18 protein-coding genes are annotated in these 15,349 nt (G+C 67.1%); 7 read left to right on the forward strand and 11 right to left on the reverse strand.

Annotation, left to right across the window (positions count from 1 at the left end):
* The first annotated feature begins 82 nt into the window (after positions 1 to 82).
* The gene (locus FHU38_RS25890) at positions 83 to 919 is read left to right on the forward strand and encodes an SAM-dependent methyltransferase (RefSeq protein ID WP_167177364.1); all 837 of its coding nucleotides are present in this window, start codon (positions 83 to 85) and stop codon (positions 917 to 919) included.
* A gap of 21 nt (positions 920 to 940) precedes the next feature.
* Here FHU38_RS25890 and FHU38_RS25895 read toward each other — a convergent pair whose 3' ends face one another.
* Complete coding sequence (locus FHU38_RS25895; protein WP_167177366.1) at positions 941 to 1,321, reverse strand: sterol carrier family protein; 381 nt, start codon at positions 1,319 to 1,321, stop codon at positions 941 to 943.
* Positions 1,322 to 1,379: 58 nt separating this feature from the next.
* Between FHU38_RS25895 and FHU38_RS25900 the strand changes: the two genes are divergently transcribed.
* From FHU38_RS25900 to FHU38_RS25915, 4 genes are all read left to right on the forward strand, one after another.
* On the forward strand, positions 1,380 to 1,991 hold the full coding sequence (locus FHU38_RS25900; RefSeq protein WP_167177369.1) for a type VII secretion system-associated protein: 612 nt from the start codon (positions 1,380 to 1,382) through the stop codon (positions 1,989 to 1,991).
* 100 nt (positions 1,992 to 2,091) lie between these two features.
* Positions 2,092 to 2,907: a lysozyme gene (locus FHU38_RS25905; protein ID WP_167177371.1), complete on the forward strand. Its 816-nt coding sequence runs from the start codon at positions 2,092 to 2,094 to the stop codon at positions 2,905 to 2,907.
* 188 nt (positions 2,908 to 3,095) lie between these two features.
* Positions 3,096 to 3,971 carry a lysozyme gene (locus FHU38_RS25910; RefSeq protein ID WP_167177373.1) on the forward strand — a complete coding sequence of 292 codons (876 nt, stop codon included), beginning with the start codon at positions 3,096 to 3,098 and terminating at the stop codon, positions 3,969 to 3,971.
* A 193-nt stretch (positions 3,972 to 4,164) separates the two neighbouring features.
* On the forward strand, positions 4,165 to 5,172 hold the full coding sequence (locus FHU38_RS25915) for a hypothetical protein (RefSeq protein ID WP_167177375.1): 1,008 nt from the start codon (positions 4,165 to 4,167) through the stop codon (positions 5,170 to 5,172).
* On the opposite strand, the gene FHU38_RS25920 is transcribed toward FHU38_RS25915, so the two are convergent.
* The gene (locus FHU38_RS25920) at positions 5,160 to 5,798 is read right to left on the reverse strand and encodes a helix-turn-helix domain-containing protein (RefSeq protein WP_167177377.1); all 639 of its coding nucleotides are present in this window, start codon (positions 5,796 to 5,798) and stop codon (positions 5,160 to 5,162) included. The two genes, FHU38_RS25915 and FHU38_RS25920, sit on opposite strands and share 13 nt — an antisense overlap.
* A 7-nt stretch (positions 5,799 to 5,805) precedes the next feature.
* On the opposite strand from FHU38_RS25920, the gene FHU38_RS25925 reads away from it, so the two are divergent.
* Both FHU38_RS25925 and FHU38_RS25930 read left to right on the forward strand, forming a co-directional pair.
* A complete protein-coding gene (locus tag FHU38_RS25925) occupies positions 5,806 to 6,360 on the forward strand; it encodes a GNAT family N-acetyltransferase (protein WP_167177379.1) in 555 nt (184 codons plus the stop codon).
* 2 nt (positions 6,361 to 6,362) lie between these two features.
* A complete protein-coding gene (locus tag FHU38_RS25930; protein ID WP_313886922.1) occupies positions 6,363 to 7,436 on the forward strand; it encodes a pentapeptide repeat-containing protein in 1,074 nt (357 codons plus the stop codon).
* A 3-nt stretch (positions 7,437 to 7,439) separates the two neighbouring features.
* Here FHU38_RS25930 and FHU38_RS25935 read toward each other — a convergent pair whose 3' ends face one another.
* From FHU38_RS25935 to FHU38_RS25975, 9 genes are read right to left on the reverse strand one after another with little or no spacing between them, the layout of a single operon-like run.
* Complete coding sequence (locus FHU38_RS25935) at positions 7,440 to 9,053, reverse strand: acyl-CoA synthetase (protein ID WP_167177381.1); 1,614 nt, start codon at positions 9,051 to 9,053, stop codon at positions 7,440 to 7,442.
* 6 nt (positions 9,054 to 9,059) lie between these two features.
* Positions 9,060 to 9,611, reverse strand: a complete 552-nt coding sequence (locus FHU38_RS25940; protein ID WP_167177383.1) for a nuclear transport factor 2 family protein — start codon at positions 9,609 to 9,611, stop codon at positions 9,060 to 9,062.
* A gap of 36 nt (positions 9,612 to 9,647) precedes the next feature.
* A complete protein-coding gene (locus tag FHU38_RS25945) occupies positions 9,648 to 9,839 on the reverse strand; it encodes a ferredoxin (RefSeq protein WP_167177386.1) in 192 nt (63 codons plus the stop codon).
* Entirely contained in the window at positions 9,836 to 11,191 is a 1,356-nt protein-coding gene (locus FHU38_RS25950; protein WP_167177388.1) for a cytochrome P450, read from the reverse strand. Before FHU38_RS25950 ends, FHU38_RS25945 begins: the two co-directional genes overlap by 4 nt.
* Positions 11,188 to 11,970 carry an SDR family oxidoreductase gene (locus FHU38_RS25955; RefSeq protein WP_167177390.1) on the reverse strand — a complete coding sequence of 261 codons (783 nt, stop codon included), beginning with the start codon at positions 11,968 to 11,970 and terminating at the stop codon, positions 11,188 to 11,190. Before FHU38_RS25955 ends, FHU38_RS25950 begins: the two co-directional genes overlap by 4 nt.
* Position 11,971: 1 nt before the next feature.
* Positions 11,972 to 13,201: a cytochrome P450 gene (locus FHU38_RS25960; protein ID WP_167177392.1), complete on the reverse strand. Its 1,230-nt coding sequence runs from the start codon at positions 13,199 to 13,201 to the stop codon at positions 11,972 to 11,974.
* The gene (locus FHU38_RS25965; protein WP_167177394.1) at positions 13,198 to 13,827 is read right to left on the reverse strand and encodes a TetR/AcrR family transcriptional regulator; all 630 of its coding nucleotides are present in this window, start codon (positions 13,825 to 13,827) and stop codon (positions 13,198 to 13,200) included. The genes FHU38_RS25960 and FHU38_RS25965 overlap by 4 nt, the downstream gene beginning before the upstream one ends.
* A 45-nt stretch (positions 13,828 to 13,872) precedes the next feature.
* The gene (locus tag FHU38_RS25970; RefSeq protein ID WP_167177396.1) at positions 13,873 to 14,079 is read right to left on the reverse strand and encodes a ferredoxin; all 207 of its coding nucleotides are present in this window, start codon (positions 14,077 to 14,079) and stop codon (positions 13,873 to 13,875) included.
* A complete protein-coding gene (locus FHU38_RS25975) occupies positions 14,076 to 15,284 on the reverse strand; it encodes a cytochrome P450 (protein ID WP_167177399.1) in 1,209 nt (402 codons plus the stop codon). Before FHU38_RS25975 ends, FHU38_RS25970 begins: the two co-directional genes overlap by 4 nt.
* Between the last annotated feature and the right edge of the window lie 65 nt (positions 15,285 to 15,349).

A 15,349-nucleotide genomic window follows, 5' to 3' on the forward strand; every position in this document is an offset into this window, starting at 1 on the left:
CGTTTACCCGAGCGAACCGAACGCATACGCTACGTGTGTCCGGCGACAACGATCATCCGACGCCTTGCGAGGTACCCCACCGATGCCCGCCACGATTCCGGAATCCGAGCGTCCCCCTTCGACGGCGATCGACACCACGATGCCGAGCATCGCACGAGCCTACGACTACGCCCTCGGAGGGAAGGACAACTACGAGGTCGACCGCGAGCTGCTCAGGCAACTGAACGCCGCGGTGCCCGAGGTAGCCAGCATCGCGATCACCAACCGATCGTTTTTGATCAGAGCCGTCCGGTTCCTCTCGATGCAGGCGGGCATCGACCAGTTCCTCGACTGTGGCTCTGGCCTGCCCACTGCCGAGAACACCCACCAAGTCGCACAGCGTCTCAATCCGGAGGCGCGTGTGGTGTACGTGGACAACGACCCCGTCGTCCTCGCCCACGGCCGCGCGCTGCTCGAGGAGAACGAGAACACCGCCTTCCTCGGCGCGAACATCTTCAACCCGCAGGAAGTGCTCGAGGCCGAACCCGTGCGGCGCCTGCTGGACCTAACCCGACCGCTCGGCCTGCTCCAGGTCGCGACCCTGCACCACCACAGCGCCGACTTCGGCCTCGCGCCCGCCGAAGTGATGCGGTACTACATCGACGCGCTGCCTTCCGGCTCCTACGTCGCCTTCACTCACTTCTTCGACCCGGAGGACGAGCACAGCGAGGTGGCCCACCGGGTGCAGAGCATCCTCAACTCCAGCATCAACAAGGGCTTCTTCCGAACCCGAGGCGAGATCATGAAGATGCTGGAGGGGCTGGAACTGGTCGAACCGGGCCTTGTCGTCAACGACGACTGGTGGCCGGACGGACCGAGGATCAAGCCGCTTCCCGCCGCCGGGCACTGCATCGTCGGAGCGGTCGGCCGCAAGCCCTGACCGCACGCGGGCCTCGGACTGCTACACCCGCACGATGGGAAGCCAGCGGGACAGGTCGGCGCGGGTACCGGAGGCGCTGACCCGTCCTTGCCGCTCAGCTTCGGTCCACTCCAGACGGCCGGTGGCGAGTTCGAGCCACGTGCGGGCGTCGGTCTCGACCACGTTGCCGGGTGTGCCCCTGGTGTGGCGAGGACCGGCTACACATTGGACGGCGGCGAACGGCGGAACCCTTACCTCGACGCTTCGTCCGGGGGCAATCATGGCTAGCGTGCGCAGACTCAGCCGTACGGCCGAGGCCAGCTCGGCACGCGAGGGAGCCGGGTCCGCACCGTCCAGCCAGGACGAAACAGCCGCCACCGCGGCTCTCAACTCGCCGGGGTCCACCTGGCGCGAAGTGGGCATGCCTCAACAGTAGAGTGGCCACCTAGGTACGAACACACGGCACGACGTGGGGAAGCACATGGCGCAGCGGGATGACGCAGACCGCCTGGTGCCCGACGGGACCGCGGTCATCAGGACGCCGGAGATCACGCCTGAGATGCGGGCCAACGCGAGGGCGAACCCCGGTAGTTGGCTCTACGTCATCGACGAGGCTTTCGATCCCAGTGGGCGTGTCCCTTCCTGGGCGGTCGTCGGCGCATACCCGGTCAACTCCGACGGTGAGATCATCGAGGACTTTCATCCCAACGACCGTTACCGCCCCTCCCCGAAGGCGCTCGGCCTGCCAGAGCCGCGCAACGACCTGGAGCGGCTGCTGCAACTCGTGTATGCCCGGCACCGCCCCGCCGAGGACCTGCCGCGCGCCGTGCTCGACTCGACGCTGTTCGTCTACGCGTGGTCACCCGCGCAGCGGACGGTGGTCGGTTTCCACGGCGCCGATGGCGATGTGGCGGTGCCCGCGTACACGACCAAATCTCTGGTCCCGGCCGACTGGCCGCATGCGCGAGCGGTGTTGGGCCGCGAGCTCGTCGAGCTGCTCGGCGGTCACCCGGTCGTGCTGAACCCTCACGACCTCGTCTCGGCCGTCGTGCCTGCGCAGGACCTGGAGGAGGCGCTGCGCGGGCGAGGCTGACCGCGCACCATTTCCGACTCTGCCGTGTGACACCCGGTTCGCGGGCGGTAGCCCCCACAGGCATGGTGCCTGTGGGGACGCCAACGAAGCGGGAGTCAACGTGACAGTTCGCAGACCTTTCGCCTGGCTCGCCTGCACGGTGCTCGCCTCGGCGAGTCTCGTCGCCACGGGCGCGCAGGCATCGGCGGCCGACGAGTACGCGGGCGCGGCAGACAGACATGCTGGATCCCAGATCGCCCTGCACGAGGGGGTCCACGGACAACCCCGGCCCGCCGCGAGGATGGCGGGCGAACAGGTACTCGGTCACGACGTCAGCGGCTGGCAGGGCGATGTGGACTGGCCTTCGGCACGCGAAGGTGGCGCGCGGTTCGTCTACGTCAAGGCCACCGAAGGTACCGGCTACCGCAACGAACACTTCACTCAGCAGTACAACGGCTCCTACGAGGTCGGCATGCTGCGCGGTGCGTACCACTTCGCGCGCCCCGATGTCTCCGGTGGAGGCGAACAGGCCGAGTACTTCGTCGCAGGCGGTGGCGGTTGGAGCCCGGACGGCAGGACCCTTCCCGGTGCGCTCGACATGGAGTACAACCCCCACGGCGACGCCTGCTACGGCAAGTCGCCTGCCCAACTCGTCGCCTGGATCAAGGCCTTTTCCGACACCTACACGCGCAGCACCGGAACGGCTCCGGTGATCTACACCAGCACGAGTTGGTGGCAACGCTGCACCGGGGGCAGCGCCGCTTTCGGGGACACCAATCCGCTGTGGCTCGCACGCTACGCCCCTGAGATCGGTCCACTGCCGCCCGGCTGGGGCACTCACACCATCTGGCAGTTCTCCGACTCCGGGCGCCTTCCTGGTGATCAGAACTATTTCAACGGTGCGGTCGAGCAACTGGCCACGTTGGCAACCGGCTGATGTCGGATGCGCCATTCGGGCCACATCCAGCGAATGGTTTCGGTCGTGAATCACCCACTCATATCAGTTATTTCACGACAAGTAGTGACAAACTCCGCCGTCCTGCGATAGAAAACGCGCCCGAATGGCTTCCCCATGAAGCCGTTCACAGCGAGGGCACATTGTTGATCGTGAAGGGATAACTGCAAATGTCCACCGGACGAAGAATGTGGAAACGGCTGATCGCCGCCGCGGCGCTCGGCTCGGCCAGCGCGCTCCTGCTCGGCGCGCTGTCCCCGGTGACCGCGGCAGCCGAGGGCGACGACCGGCTGCACGAGTACATCAGAACAAACGATCACCCCATGGGGTCACAGATTGCCAGAGTGGAAGGTGACCACTCCACCGACGAGAGCAAGCGGATGGCGCTGCTACCGCAGGGGCGCGATTCGGATGGGATGCGGGCGATGGCCACGGTACCCGGTATCGACGTCAGTGGGTGGCAGGGAAATGTCGACTGGACCGACTGGTGGAACCAGGGTAAGCGGTTCGCCTACGTCAAGGCGACGGAGGGCACCGGATACGAGAACCCGTATTTCGCCCAGCAGTACAACGGCTCGTACGACGTCGGAATGATTCGTGGCGCCTACCATTTCGCACTACCCGACCGCTCCTCCGGTGCCGCGCAGGCCAACTTCTTCGTCGACAACGGTGGTGGCTGGTCGCCGGACGGCAAGACGCTGCCCGGTGCGCTCGACATGGAGTACAACCCCTACGGCGACACCTGCTACGGCAAGAGCCAATCCGCCATGGCCGCCTGGATCAGGGACTTCCACGACACCTACCAAGCCAGGACCGGCCGTTGGCCGGTGATCTACACCTCCACGAGCTGGTGGAACCAGTGCGTCGGCACGGCGCAGAGCTTCGGCAGCACGGTCCCGCTTTGGGTGGCTCGATACGCGTCATCGGTGGGCACGCTGCCGAACGGCTGGAACTACCACACCTTCTGGCAGTACACCTCCAGTCCGATCGACCAGAACTCCTTCAACGGAAGCTACGACCGGCTGCGGGTCCTCGCCGCAGGCTGAGCTGAGCGTATGCGGGCTCTCACCCGGCCGTTCAGGTGGTGGCCGGGTGGGAGCCCATCGCCGTGCCGTGTTGATCGCGAGGCAGAATTCCAGGTCGACATCGCGTCTGGGGAACCAGCACCCGTAGTGCGCGCGTCGGAACTGGCGGGAGAGCGCACCTCTGGGGGCGCCGCGATCCACGGAAGGCATAACCATGACGTATCCACCGCAACCCGGCCAGCCGCCCTACGGGCAACAGCCGGGCCCCTACGGCCAGGGTGGCTATCCCCAATCCGGAGGGTTCCCCCAGCAAGGTGCCCAGTACCCCCCGACGGCGGGCTACCCACAGCAGGGCCAGTACCAGCAAGGTTACTACCAGCAGGGCGGGCAGTTCGGCTACCCGCAGGGTGGCGGGTTCGGCCCGCCACCACCGAAGAAGAAGAAGACGGGCCTGTGGGTCGGGCTTTCGGCGGGTGCTGTTGTGGTCATCGCGTTCGTGATCACCGCGTTCGTGGCGCCCGGCTTCCTGCTGTCCGACAAGGAGGATGGTGGGGGCGCGGGCGGTAGCGGCGCGGCCGCGGTCGCGCAACAGATCATCGACGGTCTCAACAACAAGGACACCGCCTCGCTCAACCAGCTGACCTGTTCCGGCGCCGACGAGGACGTCTCGGAAGCCATCGGTTCGGTCAACGACATCGAGAAGGCGACCCTGGGAGAGGTCAAGGAGTCGGGGAACACCGCGACCGCGAAGGCCAAAGTCGTTGTATCCGGCGACGAGTACGACGTGGTCAGCGAACTGGCCAAGAACGGCGGCAACTGGTGCTGGCAGAACCTGAGCATGGGTGGCACGGCCGCAGGACCCACCACGAATCCGAGTGAGCCAGCCGGAACCGGCGACGACACCTCAGGTGGTAGCGGGGGTGCAGCCGACGCCGAAACACTGATCCAGGAGTTCATCGACGCCATCAACAACGGCGACGAGGCGACCGCGACCGGCATGCTGTGCTCGGGTGCGGGAGAGATGAGCAAGAGCTCGCTGGACAAGGTCTTCACCGGTTCCGCCCAGCTGAGCGCGGACCCCGTGAACGAGGAGGGGAGCGCTTCAGGCTCCACCTACACCTCGACCATCGAGGGCACTGTGGACGGACAGCAGGCATACGGCGCGGTTGCCGTGGTCGAGATCAGCGGCGAGTTGTGTGTGGCGGCGCTCTACGTCTCCTGACCTTCTCCAGCCGCCTTTCGCGAGGAGGCCACCGGAGCAGGTGGCCTCCTCGCGGCCTGCCGGGCGCGCCTCGGTCGCATCACGAGCGCGGCAACGTAGTAGGTGCACGGTTCAGCCGTGTGGTTGGCGTAGCGCAGGGTGACGTCCGCGGCGAGGTAGACCGAGTCGCCGCGGGTCAGTTCCACCGTGCGGTCGCCGTCGATGGTCAACGTCACGGTCCCGCTCTCCACGAAGATGAACTCGTGTGACCCGGGTGCGTAGGGCGGGTAGTCGGCGGGAACGCAACCCGGCGGAAGCGTGGAGCGGACCCACTCGAAGTTCACGCCCGGCACCACGGGCGTAAGGATCGTGCGGTGCCATCCGCCCGGCTCGGCGACGGTGTCCTGCTCCGCGGCGCGGCGAACGATGATCCGCTCGGCCTCCGGCTCAGTGAGCAGTTCCGTCAACCGGACATCGAGGCCCGCAGCGATGCGATCGAGCACCACCACCGTCGCGGCCTTGTCGCCGCGCTCCACCGCCGACAGCATGCTGACACTCACCGACGACAGTTCGGCGAGCCGTTGCAGCGTCAGAGCGCGCTCCAACCGCAGGCGCTGAATGCGTTGACCAAGAGCAGCCAGATCCATCTACACTATGATAGTGATTCCTTCCCCTATAGAGGAAACGGTGTCCGGTCCCACCGTGCGTGCCGCCACGGGCGACGATATACCGACGATCGCCGACATCTACGCGTACTACGTCACCAACAGCGTCGCCACGTTCGAACTCGAACCCCCGGACCACGCCGATTGGCTGCGTCGCTACCGCGCCGTGACCACCGCCGGTCTGCCGTTCCTCGTGGCCGAACACCCCGACCTACCTCCCGGGCCGGCGGGCTATGCCTATTGCTCACCGTGGAAGGCGAGGCCCGCCTACCGCCACACCGCGGAGGACTCCGTCTACCTCGACCCGCACGCGCGAGGGCGAGGCATAGGTGGCGCGCTGCTGGACCGGTTGCTGGCCGGTTGCGTGGAGGCGGGCGTCAGGCAGGTGCTGGCGGTGATCGCCGACTCCGGCGACCCGGCTTCGCCCGCGCTGCACACCGGCCGCGGCTTCGCGGAGGTGGGACGGCTGCGCGAGGTGGGGTTCAAACACGGCCGGTGGCTGGACACCGTGCTGCTACAGCGAACACTCACTGGGCAGGCGTGAGGGTGTTCCGCAGGCTGGCCCGGCGCTGGTTCTCCCCGCTGTACGCCACGGTGCTGTCCTCGATCCTGCTGCTCGTCGCCATCAGCGGATGGCTGCTGACCGACAGCGGCACCAGCCGCAGCGAGGCGCTGCGCACGGGTGGCCTCGCCGGTGGGGCCGTGGTCGCGCTGTACGCGTTGTGGCTGAACGACCGGCGCCGCCGCGTCGAGGAGGCACGCCAGGAAGTCGAGCGCAGCAGGCACGAGTTGGAGAGTCACCGGGTCGCCGACGAACGGTTCGCCCGCGCCATCGAACTGCTCGGCCACGAGACCGATCAGGTACGCGTCGGCGCGCTGCACGCGCTCGCCGGCCTCGCTCGCGGCAGACCGGACTACACCCAGACCGTGCTCGACGTGCTGTGTTCCTACCTACGAAGGCCCTACTCCCACCCCCGCTTCACCGGTTCGCAGGCTCCACCTGATGCCGAAGCCGAACGCGAGTTGCAGGTGCGGCTGACCGCACAGCGGCTCATCTACGACCTGCTGCCGGCGGCGGGATCGGATGACGCACCTGCCTACGACCTTGACCTGACCGGCGCCGCCCTGGAATACCTCGACCTTTCCCGTCGCAGGCTCGGCACCGTGGTGCTGCGCTACGCCTACCTGCACAGCAGCACCAATCTCAGCGAGTGCGAGTTCACCGGACCCGCCTGGTTCACCTCGACGACCACCGGCGACGGCAGGCTGTCCGGCCGGTTCCGCTGCCGCGACACCGTTTTCCGTGAACGGGCGTGGTTCAGCAAGACCACGTTCAACTCGCTCGCCGACTTCACGGGCACGAGCTTCGAAGGCGAGACCGGGTTCGCCGATGCCACGTTCCTCGGTGACGCCGTACTGCGTGACACCTCCTTCGCCGCGGGGCTGGATCTTCGGCGGGCCACCTTCGACAGCTTCGTCGACCTTCGCTGGCGCACCGCGCCTGCGGGGGTCTCGCTGTTCAACACGCTTGTCAACCCCGAGCGGGACGTGCAGTTACCGGCGGGCTGGACCACAGAGCCGCTGCCGGACGGCCGCGCCCAGTTGCGGGTCCGCGAGTAGCGGTCATTCCCGGTGTGCCGGGGGGTGGTTGTCGGCGTACCCGTGCGCCCAGCGGTAGTCGGGTTTGCCCGTCGGGGAGCGAACGACGCACTCGGTGAACCACACCGTGCGCGGCACCTTGTAGCCCGAGAGCCGCTCCCGCACGTGATCGGCCAGCGAGGCGAATTCGGGCTGCCTGCCGTCTCTTGGCTGGATCACCGCCGCGACCCGCTGCCCGAAGCGTTCGTCGGCAACGCCGATGACCACGGCGTCGAAGACATCGGCATGGGATTTGAGCACGGCCTCCACCTCTTCGGGAAAGACCTTCTCCCCGCCGGTGTTGACGCACATGTTCCCGCGCCCGAGTAACCGGATCGCGCCGTCGGCCTCCACCGTGGCGTAGTCGCCCGGCGTCACATACCGCTTGCCGTCGACCTCGACGAACATCGACTTCGTCTTCTCCGGGTCCTTGTAGTACCCGATCGGCAGGTGGCCCCCTCGGGCGAGCCTGCCAACGATCCCCGAGCCGGGCGCGATCGGCCGGTCCTCGTCGTCCAGCACGACCGTCTCCCTGCCTGGCCGCACCTTGGGCCCGCCGTCGTCGAGATCGTCCCGGGTCGCGACGGAAATGCCGCCGAAGCCGGTCTCCGACGCGCCGATCGAGTCGCTGATCATCACGTTCGGCAGCGCGTCGAGCAGTTGCCGCTTGACGCTCGGCGAGAACAGCGCCGCCCCGCTGCCGATCGCCACCAGCGACGAGGTGTCGTAGCCGCCGTTGGCCAACGCATCCGCCAGCGGCCGAGCCATCGCGTCACCCGTGATCACCACGATGTTCACCCGCTGCCGCTGCACCAGCCGCCACACCTCGTCCGGGTCGAACCGTGGTGTGAACACCAGCGTGCCGCCGGTGAACAGCGCCGAAAGCGACGGCCACTGCGCGGCGGCGTGGATCAGCGGTGGCATCGGCAGCCAGGTGGCGCCATCGCCTGCCGCCCCGTTGCGGGCCTGTTCCCACTCGTCCTCGATCGCCGCGCCGGTGTGGAAGTCGAACCCGCCGCCGAGCACCCGCCAGATGTCCTCGTGCCGCCACAGCACCCCCTTGGGAGCACCCGTGGTGCCACCGGTGTAGAGGATGTAGCGATCGCCGCTGCTGCGTTCCTCGAAATCGCGCTCGGCACTCGCGCCCGCGAGCGCGGATTCGTACTCCACGCCGCCGTAGGGCTCGTAGTCGTGGCCGGACTCGTCGTCCACCACCACGACGTGACGCAGCCCTGGCACATCCTGCAGCACCGGGGCTACCGCATCGCTGAACCGGCGCTCGTGCACGAGTGCCGACAGGTCGGCGTTGTCGAACAGGTAGCGCAACTCGTCGCTGACGTAGCGGTAGTTGACGTTGATGGCGACCGCTCGCAGCTTGTAGGCGGCCAGCATGGTCTCCATCGCCTCGGCCGAGTTTCGCAGCTGAAAGCCGATATGTGAACCACAGCCGAGACCCTGCGCGGCGAAATGGTGGGCAAGCCGGTTCGCCCGCCGATCCAGTTCGGCGAAGGTGAACCTGCGCTCGCCGTCGATCACGGCGAGCCGGTCGGGCATCAGATCAACGGCGTGCTCGAACAGGTCGGCGATGTTGAAGCTCATCGGCCCTCACCAGATCGCGACCGGCGCCTGTCCCCTGCGGAAGTAGCCGGGGATACGCTGGCCGGACGTCGCTCGTTCGATGCGCTTCTTCATGCCGTCCGAAAGCGCGTCGTTCTTCATCATTTCCAGGTAGATCGCCGACACGTTGCCGAAGTCGAAGAAGTCGCGCTGCCAGGACCACATCCCGTCGCCGCCGTAGCGAAACCAGCTTCCCCCGATGCCGGGCACCTCGTAGGCGGTGCCGTCCGGTCTCGTGGCCTCGGCGATCTGCTTCCACAGGCCGATGACCTCGCCCTGCCGGTCATCGACGATGATCTTCTGGTACGGGTAGCGCCACCCTTGCAGGCCCTCCATTTCCTGACCCAGCGCGATGTCGCGGATCTCGTCCCGACCGACAGCCATGAAGTCCTGCTCCGGCCCGACGTTCCAGCCGTAGGTGGCGTCCTCCGTGTACATCAGCGCCAGCGGGCGCCAGTCACCCGCCTGTTCGCAGCGTTCGTTCTCCGCCAGCCAGCGGCTGACCATCTCGTCGAGTTCAGCACGGGGAAACGCGGGCATCGCATCCTCCTGGGTGTGGTGGGGCGGGGTGCTCGGTCACGAGTCGATCCGCAACGCCTGGGTGGGGCAGTACCGCACGGCTCGGCGCACGTCCGCGTGCAGTTCCTCGGGTGGTTCGTGGTCGAGAACCTCGACCTTTCCCTTCTTCGGCACCGTGAACACCTCCGGTGCCTCCAGCTCGCACATCGCGTGCCCCTGGCACAGGTCCAACTCCGCGCTGATCCTCATCGGCGGCTCCTGCGCCGGTAGGAGACAAGGCACGGCTGGGCGAGCTGCACGACCATCTTGCTGTGGTCGTTGCGGTAGGTCTCCCGCGGCTGCGCGAAGGAGAACTCGAACTGGCGCAACAACACCGAGAAGATCGCCTTGAGCTGGATGGTCGCGAACATCGCGCCAACACAGCGGTGCCGCCCGGCACCGAACGGGATCCAGGTCCACCGGTTGACGATGTCCTCCTGGCGGGGCTCGACGTAGCGGTCCGGGTCGAAGGCATCCGGATTGGGGAAGTCCTCGGGAATCCGGTTGGACACGGCGGGCGTCGCGCCGACCAGCGAACCCTTCGGGATCCGGTACCCGTTGACCTCCAGGTCGTCCTTGGCCATCCGCAGCAGCAGGATCAGCGGCGGGTGCAGCCGCAGCGCCTCCTTGATCACCGACTCCAACCGCGGTATCTGGCGCAACGCGCGGAAGCTCACCTGCGAGCCGTCGGCGTAGAGTTCGTCGAGTTCGGCCACCACCTCGGCGAGGATGTCGGGGTGGCGCAGCAACTCGATCAGCGTCCACGCCGCCGTGCCGGAACTGGTGTGGTGACCGGCGAACATCATCGAGATGAAGATCCCGGTGATCTCGCTGGCGTCGAACCGGAGGTTGCCGTCCTCGTCCTTCACCGACATCAGGACGTCGAGCATGTCGCGGTCTTGCTTGGTGGGCGCCGGTCCGGCCGCCCGCTTGGTCATGATCTCGCTGACGAGCGCGACCAGGCCCTTGCGCGCCTCGTCGCGCTTGCGGAAGCTCTCGATCGGCGCGTACGGGTCAACGTAGGCCAGCGCGTCCGTGCCACGCTCCAGATCGTGGTAGAGGTTCGCGAACCGCTCGTCCAGTTCCTCACGGAACTTCTTGCCGACAAGGCACGCCGAGGACGTGTAGATGGTGAGCTCGGCGAAGGTGTCGAGCAGGTCGATCTGTCCCTCATCTCCCCACAACGCCACCATCCGCTCGACTTCCTCGGCGATCGTCGCGGCGTGGCCCTTCATGTGCTCACCCCGCAGGGCCTGGTTGTGCAGCATCTCCTTGCGCCGCTCCGGGCTGGCGTCGAACACCACGCCCTCGCCGAAGATCGGCTTCATGAAGGGGTAGGCCTCGGCCTGGTCCAGTTCCTCGTCCGGCGAGCGGAAGAAGAACTCGTTGGCGCTCGCACCGGACAGTAGGACCACGTCCTTGTCGGCGAGGCGGAAGCGGCCAACGTCGCCGCATTCCGAGCGAACCCGATTCATCAGCCCGATCGGGTCGTTGCGCAGTTCCTCCAGGTGGCCGTGCTCGCCGGACGAACCGGATACCTCGACGGGTTCACGAAGGTTCATTTCTCCTCCCCAAGGGGTGCCTCCGGCTGAACCTCAACAAGCGCGATGTTCACGCCGCGAGGCGCCGTCACGATCGTCGACACCGTGTTCGCGATGTCGCTGGCACGCAGGAAGTAGGGGTGGCGGGCGAATCCCCACTTCACCCAGTCCTCAAGCAGCGGACCCACCTTCGACTCGTCGAAGTCCATGCCCATCGCGGTCTGCGTCGGGCCCGGCCGCACCACGGAGGCCCGGACGCCGGTGCCCTCCAGTTCCATCTGCATGGTCCTCGCCATGGCTTCCACCCCGGACTTGGCGGGCACGTACGCGCCGACCCTCGGCCGGGGCGAACGGACCACATCGGACCCGATGAACACGACGTCGCCCCTGCGGCGGCGCACCATTCCCGGCACGACGGCCGAGACGAGCCGGTGCGCGCCGACGAGGTGCACCTGCAACTGGTGAGCGAAGGTGTCGGAGTCGAGTTCGTGGATCAGCGCCGCGTCGAGATCGCCCGCCCCCGACACGACGACTTCGATGTCCCCGAGTTCGCGCGTGGCGCCCGCGACGAACTCGTTGACCGAGTCAGCGTCGCCGACGTCCAGCGGCAGCGCGATCGCCTCGCCGCCCTGTTCCACGATCTCGGCCGCGAGCTTCTCGCACACGTTCACCCTGCGCGCCCCGAGCGCCACCGGGAAGCCCGCCTCGGCAAGCACCCTTGCCGTCGCGGCACCGATCCCGGAGGACGCGCCGCTCACGATGGCGGGCCTGCGCTCCGGATGTGGCTCGAACCTTGGCATGTCAGCGCACCTCCACCCGCACCGGCAGCGTCGCGAACCCCCGCACGTTGGTGGAGTGCACTCGCTGCGCGTTCCGCTCGTCGATGTCGTAGGCGCGCACCCGCCTGGTGAACTCGCTCAGCGCGATCCGCGCCTCCAGCCGCGCGAGGTGCGCGCCGAGACAGAAGTGGCTGCCACCGCCGAAGCTGGTGAGCTGCTTGGACCTGTCGCGGTCCAGGTCGAAGGCGTCGGCCCGGTCGAATGCCCGCTCGTCGCGGTTTGCCGAACCGGGCAGCAGCAACAGCAACGACCCCTCCGGCACGTCCTCGCCGTGGTAGCGCAGCTCCCGCGTCGTGGTCCTTGCGATGATCTGGCTGGAAGTGTCGTAGCGCAGCGTCTCCTCGACCCAGTCTTCGATCCGTCCCGGGTCGGCCATCGGTTTGGCCAGTTCCCCGGGGTTTCGCCAGCCCCAGTACAGGGCGTTGCCGAGCAGTTTCGTCGTGGTCTCGTTGCCCGCCACCACCATCAGGAACAGGAAACCGATGATCTCGTCGTCGGCCAGCCGGTCCCCGTCGATCTCGGCTTCCAGCAGTGCCGAGGTCAGGTCCTCGGTGCGCTCCGCGCGTCGGGCGGCCACCATGTCGGAGTAGTACTGCACCAACCGCAGCGCCGCGTCCATCGCCGAGTGCGGCACGTCCTGCACACCCTCCTCGCGATGCATCACGGCGTCGGCGAGGCGGCGGGTCTGCGCTCGGTCGGCCTCCGGGACACCGACCAGTTCGGAGACGACGTCCATCGGCAACTTGCCCGCGAACTCGGCGATGAAGTCGAACTCCTCGGTCTCCAGCGCGGAGTCGAGGTGCTGCCTGGTGAGTTCGACGATGCGCTGTTCCAGCTCGCGCACCCGGCGCGGGGTGAACCCTCGCGAGACGAGCGAGCGCATCCGCTGGTGCCTCGGGTCGTCCATGGCCAGAAACGACATGGTCTTCGACGCGTGCGGACCGTAGGCGGCCGGGTCGAGCGACACACCGTTGGCGCTCGAGAGCCCCCGGTTGTCCCGGAATCCCGCGACGACGTCGTCGTAGCGGGCCAGGGCGTAGAAGCCGACCTCGCTGTTGTGGTACAGCGGCGCCTCGTCCCGCAGCCACCGGTAGGTCGGGTACGGGTCCTCGTGGAAGGCGTAGTCGTAGGGGTTGAACACCCGGTTCGACTCCCGGTTGGACACCGCCTCTGCCCGCGCCACATTGCTCATGACCTGCCCTCCGTTATCAGTTCCGCGGTAGCCGCCAGCCCGTCGGCGATCGCCTCGTAGGAAGCGGCTCCCATGCCCGCGTGCACGAGTGCGCCCGCGTAGGCGAACTCCAGTGCCAGCAGCACCGCCGGGTCGTACCCCGGCCCGAGTGCGGCCTCCAGCCGCTGCCTTATCTCCATCCCGATCCGCAGCCGCAGGTGCGCCACGTCGGAGTCGTCGCCGAGCATGGCGCTGGTGCAGGCGGCGGCGAGTTCCGGCTCGTCCACCATGAGCAGCGCGAGCTCACGCAACACCCCCACCACCCGCTCGCTCGTGCTCTGACCCGCCTCGGCGGCCGGTGGCGACGACCGCAACCGCCGCCACAGCAACTCGGTGATCAGATGGTTCTTCGAGGCGAAGTAGGTGTACGCGGTGGCGGGCGCGACCTCGGCCCGCGCGGCGACCCCTCGTACGGTCAGGTTCGAGTACCCGGTCTCCCGCAGTTCCTCGAGCGCGGCAGTGGTCAGTCGCCGCACCATGTCGGCCTGGCGTTTGCTCAGCCGCCGCCGGGTGGCCTCGCCGACAAGGTCGCCTTCCACCTCGTCCGCGTCGGCTCCCCGGCCTCCACTGACATTCGCACGCGACATGACTCCACCTGTTCGAAGGTCGGCTCGCTGGACTGTCGCGAGTGGCTACTCACGCAGCGACAGCGCGACCTTTGGACACGAGGCGACCGCCTGCCGCACCCGGTGCTCGTTGTCCCGGTCCGGCCTCGCCCTGATGTGCAACTGCTCGTCGTCGTCCAGTTCGAACACCTCCGGTGCGATCGCCTCGCACACACCGTTGGCTTCGCACATGTCGTAGTCGACGACGATCTCTGGGAGTCCCGTCGTGCTCACCGCAGCTTCACCCGCATTTCCTTGATCCCGTTGATGAAGTTGGAACGCAGCCTGCGCGGCGGTGCGAGGAGTTCGATGTAGGGCAGCCGCTGCGCGATGGTCTCGAACAGCACGCGAAGCTCCAGCCTGGCCAGGTGCGAGCCGAGGCAGTAGTGCGGCCCGCCACCACCGAAGGCGATGTGGGGATTGGGGTCACGCTCGAGGTCGAAGGTGTGCGGATCGTCGAAGACGGTCTCGTCCCGGTTCGCCGAGGGATAGAAGATGACGACCTTGTCGCCCTTCTTGATCGGCTGACCGCCGATCTCGGTGTCCCTCGTCGCGGTGCGGCGAAAGTCCATGACGGGACTGACCCAGCGCAGCATCTCCTCCACCGCGCTCGGCGCGAGGCCGGGGTCGGCGACCAGTTTGCGGTACTGATCGGGGTTCTCCAGTAACGCGTGCATCCCGCCGGTCGCGGCGTTTCGAGTGGTCTCGTTTCCCGCAACCACGAGCAGGACGAAGAACATGTTGAACTCCATCTCCGAGAGCACGTCGCCTTCGGAGTCGGGTTGCAGCAACTTCGTCACGATGTCGTCGCGGGGGCAGGACCGCCGCTGTTCGGCCAACTCGTTGGCATAGGCGAAGATCTCGAAGGCGGCCTGCTCGCCGTCGGCCTCGGTGGTCTGGAACTCGGGGTCGTCGAAGCCGATCATGCGGTTGGACCAGTCGTACAGCTTCTCCCGGTCCTGCTGCGGAGCGCCCATCAGTTCCGCGATCACAGCGAGCGGCAACTGGGCCGCGATGTCGTGGACGAAATCCACCTCGGTTCGGCTCTCAAGACTGTCCATCATGGACGAGCACACCGACCTGATGCGTGGCTCCAGCTTGTCCACCATGCGCGGTGTGAACCCCCGGTTCACCAGGTTTCGCTGCCTGGTGTGCTCCGGCGCGTCCATATTGACCATCATGGCCTGCTGCTTGGCAAGGACTTCCTCGTCGAAGAAGTCCGTCAACGACGTGGTTCCCACGTACGAGGAGAAGGTCTGCGCGTCCCTGGACACCGCTACGACATCCGCGTGCCGGGTTACCGCCCAGAAGCCCTTGCTCGGCGGCTCCTCCTCCTGCCAGTACACGGGCGAGCAGCGGCGCAGTTCGGAGAAGAATTCGTGCGGAACGGATTGCTGATAGACGTCCGGATCATAGAGCCGAACCGAGGGAACACTCATCACTGAAATCCCATCAGTTGTCGTCCTCGACGCGAAAAATGTAACACGTTCTCGCGTTGCTGGAC

The sequence above is a fragment of the Saccharomonospora amisosensis genome, assembly GCF_011761185.1.
Lineage (GTDB): Bacteria > Actinomycetota > Actinomycetes > Mycobacteriales > Pseudonocardiaceae > Saccharomonospora_A > Saccharomonospora_A amisosensis.

Bases quoted from the DNA above. Each gene is read 5' to 3' on its own strand.
- FHU38_RS25960 (WP_167177392.1), bottom strand. From the start codon at position 13,201: ATGAGCAATGTGGCGCGGGCAGAGGCGGTGTCCAACCGGGAGTCGAAC.
- FHU38_RS25935 (WP_167177381.1), bottom strand. From the start codon at position 9,053: ATGAGCTTCAACATCGCCGACCTGTTCGAGCACGCCGTTGATCTGATG.
- FHU38_RS25895 (WP_167177366.1), bottom strand. From the start codon at position 1,321: ATGCCCACTTCGCGCCAGGTGGACCCCGGCGAGTTGAGAGCCGCGGTG.
- FHU38_RS25965 (WP_167177394.1), bottom strand. From the start codon at position 13,827: ATGTCGCGTGCGAATGTCAGTGGAGGCCGGGGAGCCGACGCGGACGAG.
- FHU38_RS25900 (WP_167177369.1), top strand. From the start codon at position 1,380: ATGGCGCAGCGGGATGACGCAGACCGCCTGGTGCCCGACGGGACCGCG.
- FHU38_RS25925 (WP_167177379.1), top strand. From the start codon at position 5,806: ATGATAGTGATTCCTTCCCCTATAGAGGAAACGGTGTCCGGTCCCACC.
- FHU38_RS25975 (WP_167177399.1), bottom strand. From the start codon at position 15,284: ATGAGTGTTCCCTCGGTTCGGCTCTATGATCCGGACGTCTATCAGCAA.
- FHU38_RS25890 (WP_167177364.1), top strand. From the start codon at position 83: ATGCCCGCCACGATTCCGGAATCCGAGCGTCCCCCTTCGACGGCGATC.
- FHU38_RS25945 (WP_167177386.1), bottom strand. From the start codon at position 9,839: ATGAGGATCAGCGCGGAGTTGGACCTGTGCCAGGGGCACGCGATGTGC.
- FHU38_RS25920 (WP_167177377.1), bottom strand. From the start codon at position 5,798: ATGGATCTGGCTGCTCTTGGTCAACGCATTCAGCGCCTGCGGTTGGAG.
- FHU38_RS25955 (WP_167177390.1), bottom strand. From the start codon at position 11,970: ATGCCAAGGTTCGAGCCACATCCGGAGCGCAGGCCCGCCATCGTGAGC.
- FHU38_RS25950 (WP_167177388.1), bottom strand. From the start codon at position 11,191: ATGAACCTTCGTGAACCCGTCGAGGTATCCGGTTCGTCCGGCGAGCAC.
- FHU38_RS25910 (WP_167177373.1), top strand. From the start codon at position 3,096: ATGTCCACCGGACGAAGAATGTGGAAACGGCTGATCGCCGCCGCGGCG.
- FHU38_RS25940 (WP_167177383.1), bottom strand. From the start codon at position 9,611: ATGCCCGCGTTTCCCCGTGCTGAACTCGACGAGATGGTCAGCCGCTGG.
- FHU38_RS25915 (WP_167177375.1), top strand. From the start codon at position 4,165: ATGACGTATCCACCGCAACCCGGCCAGCCGCCCTACGGGCAACAGCCG.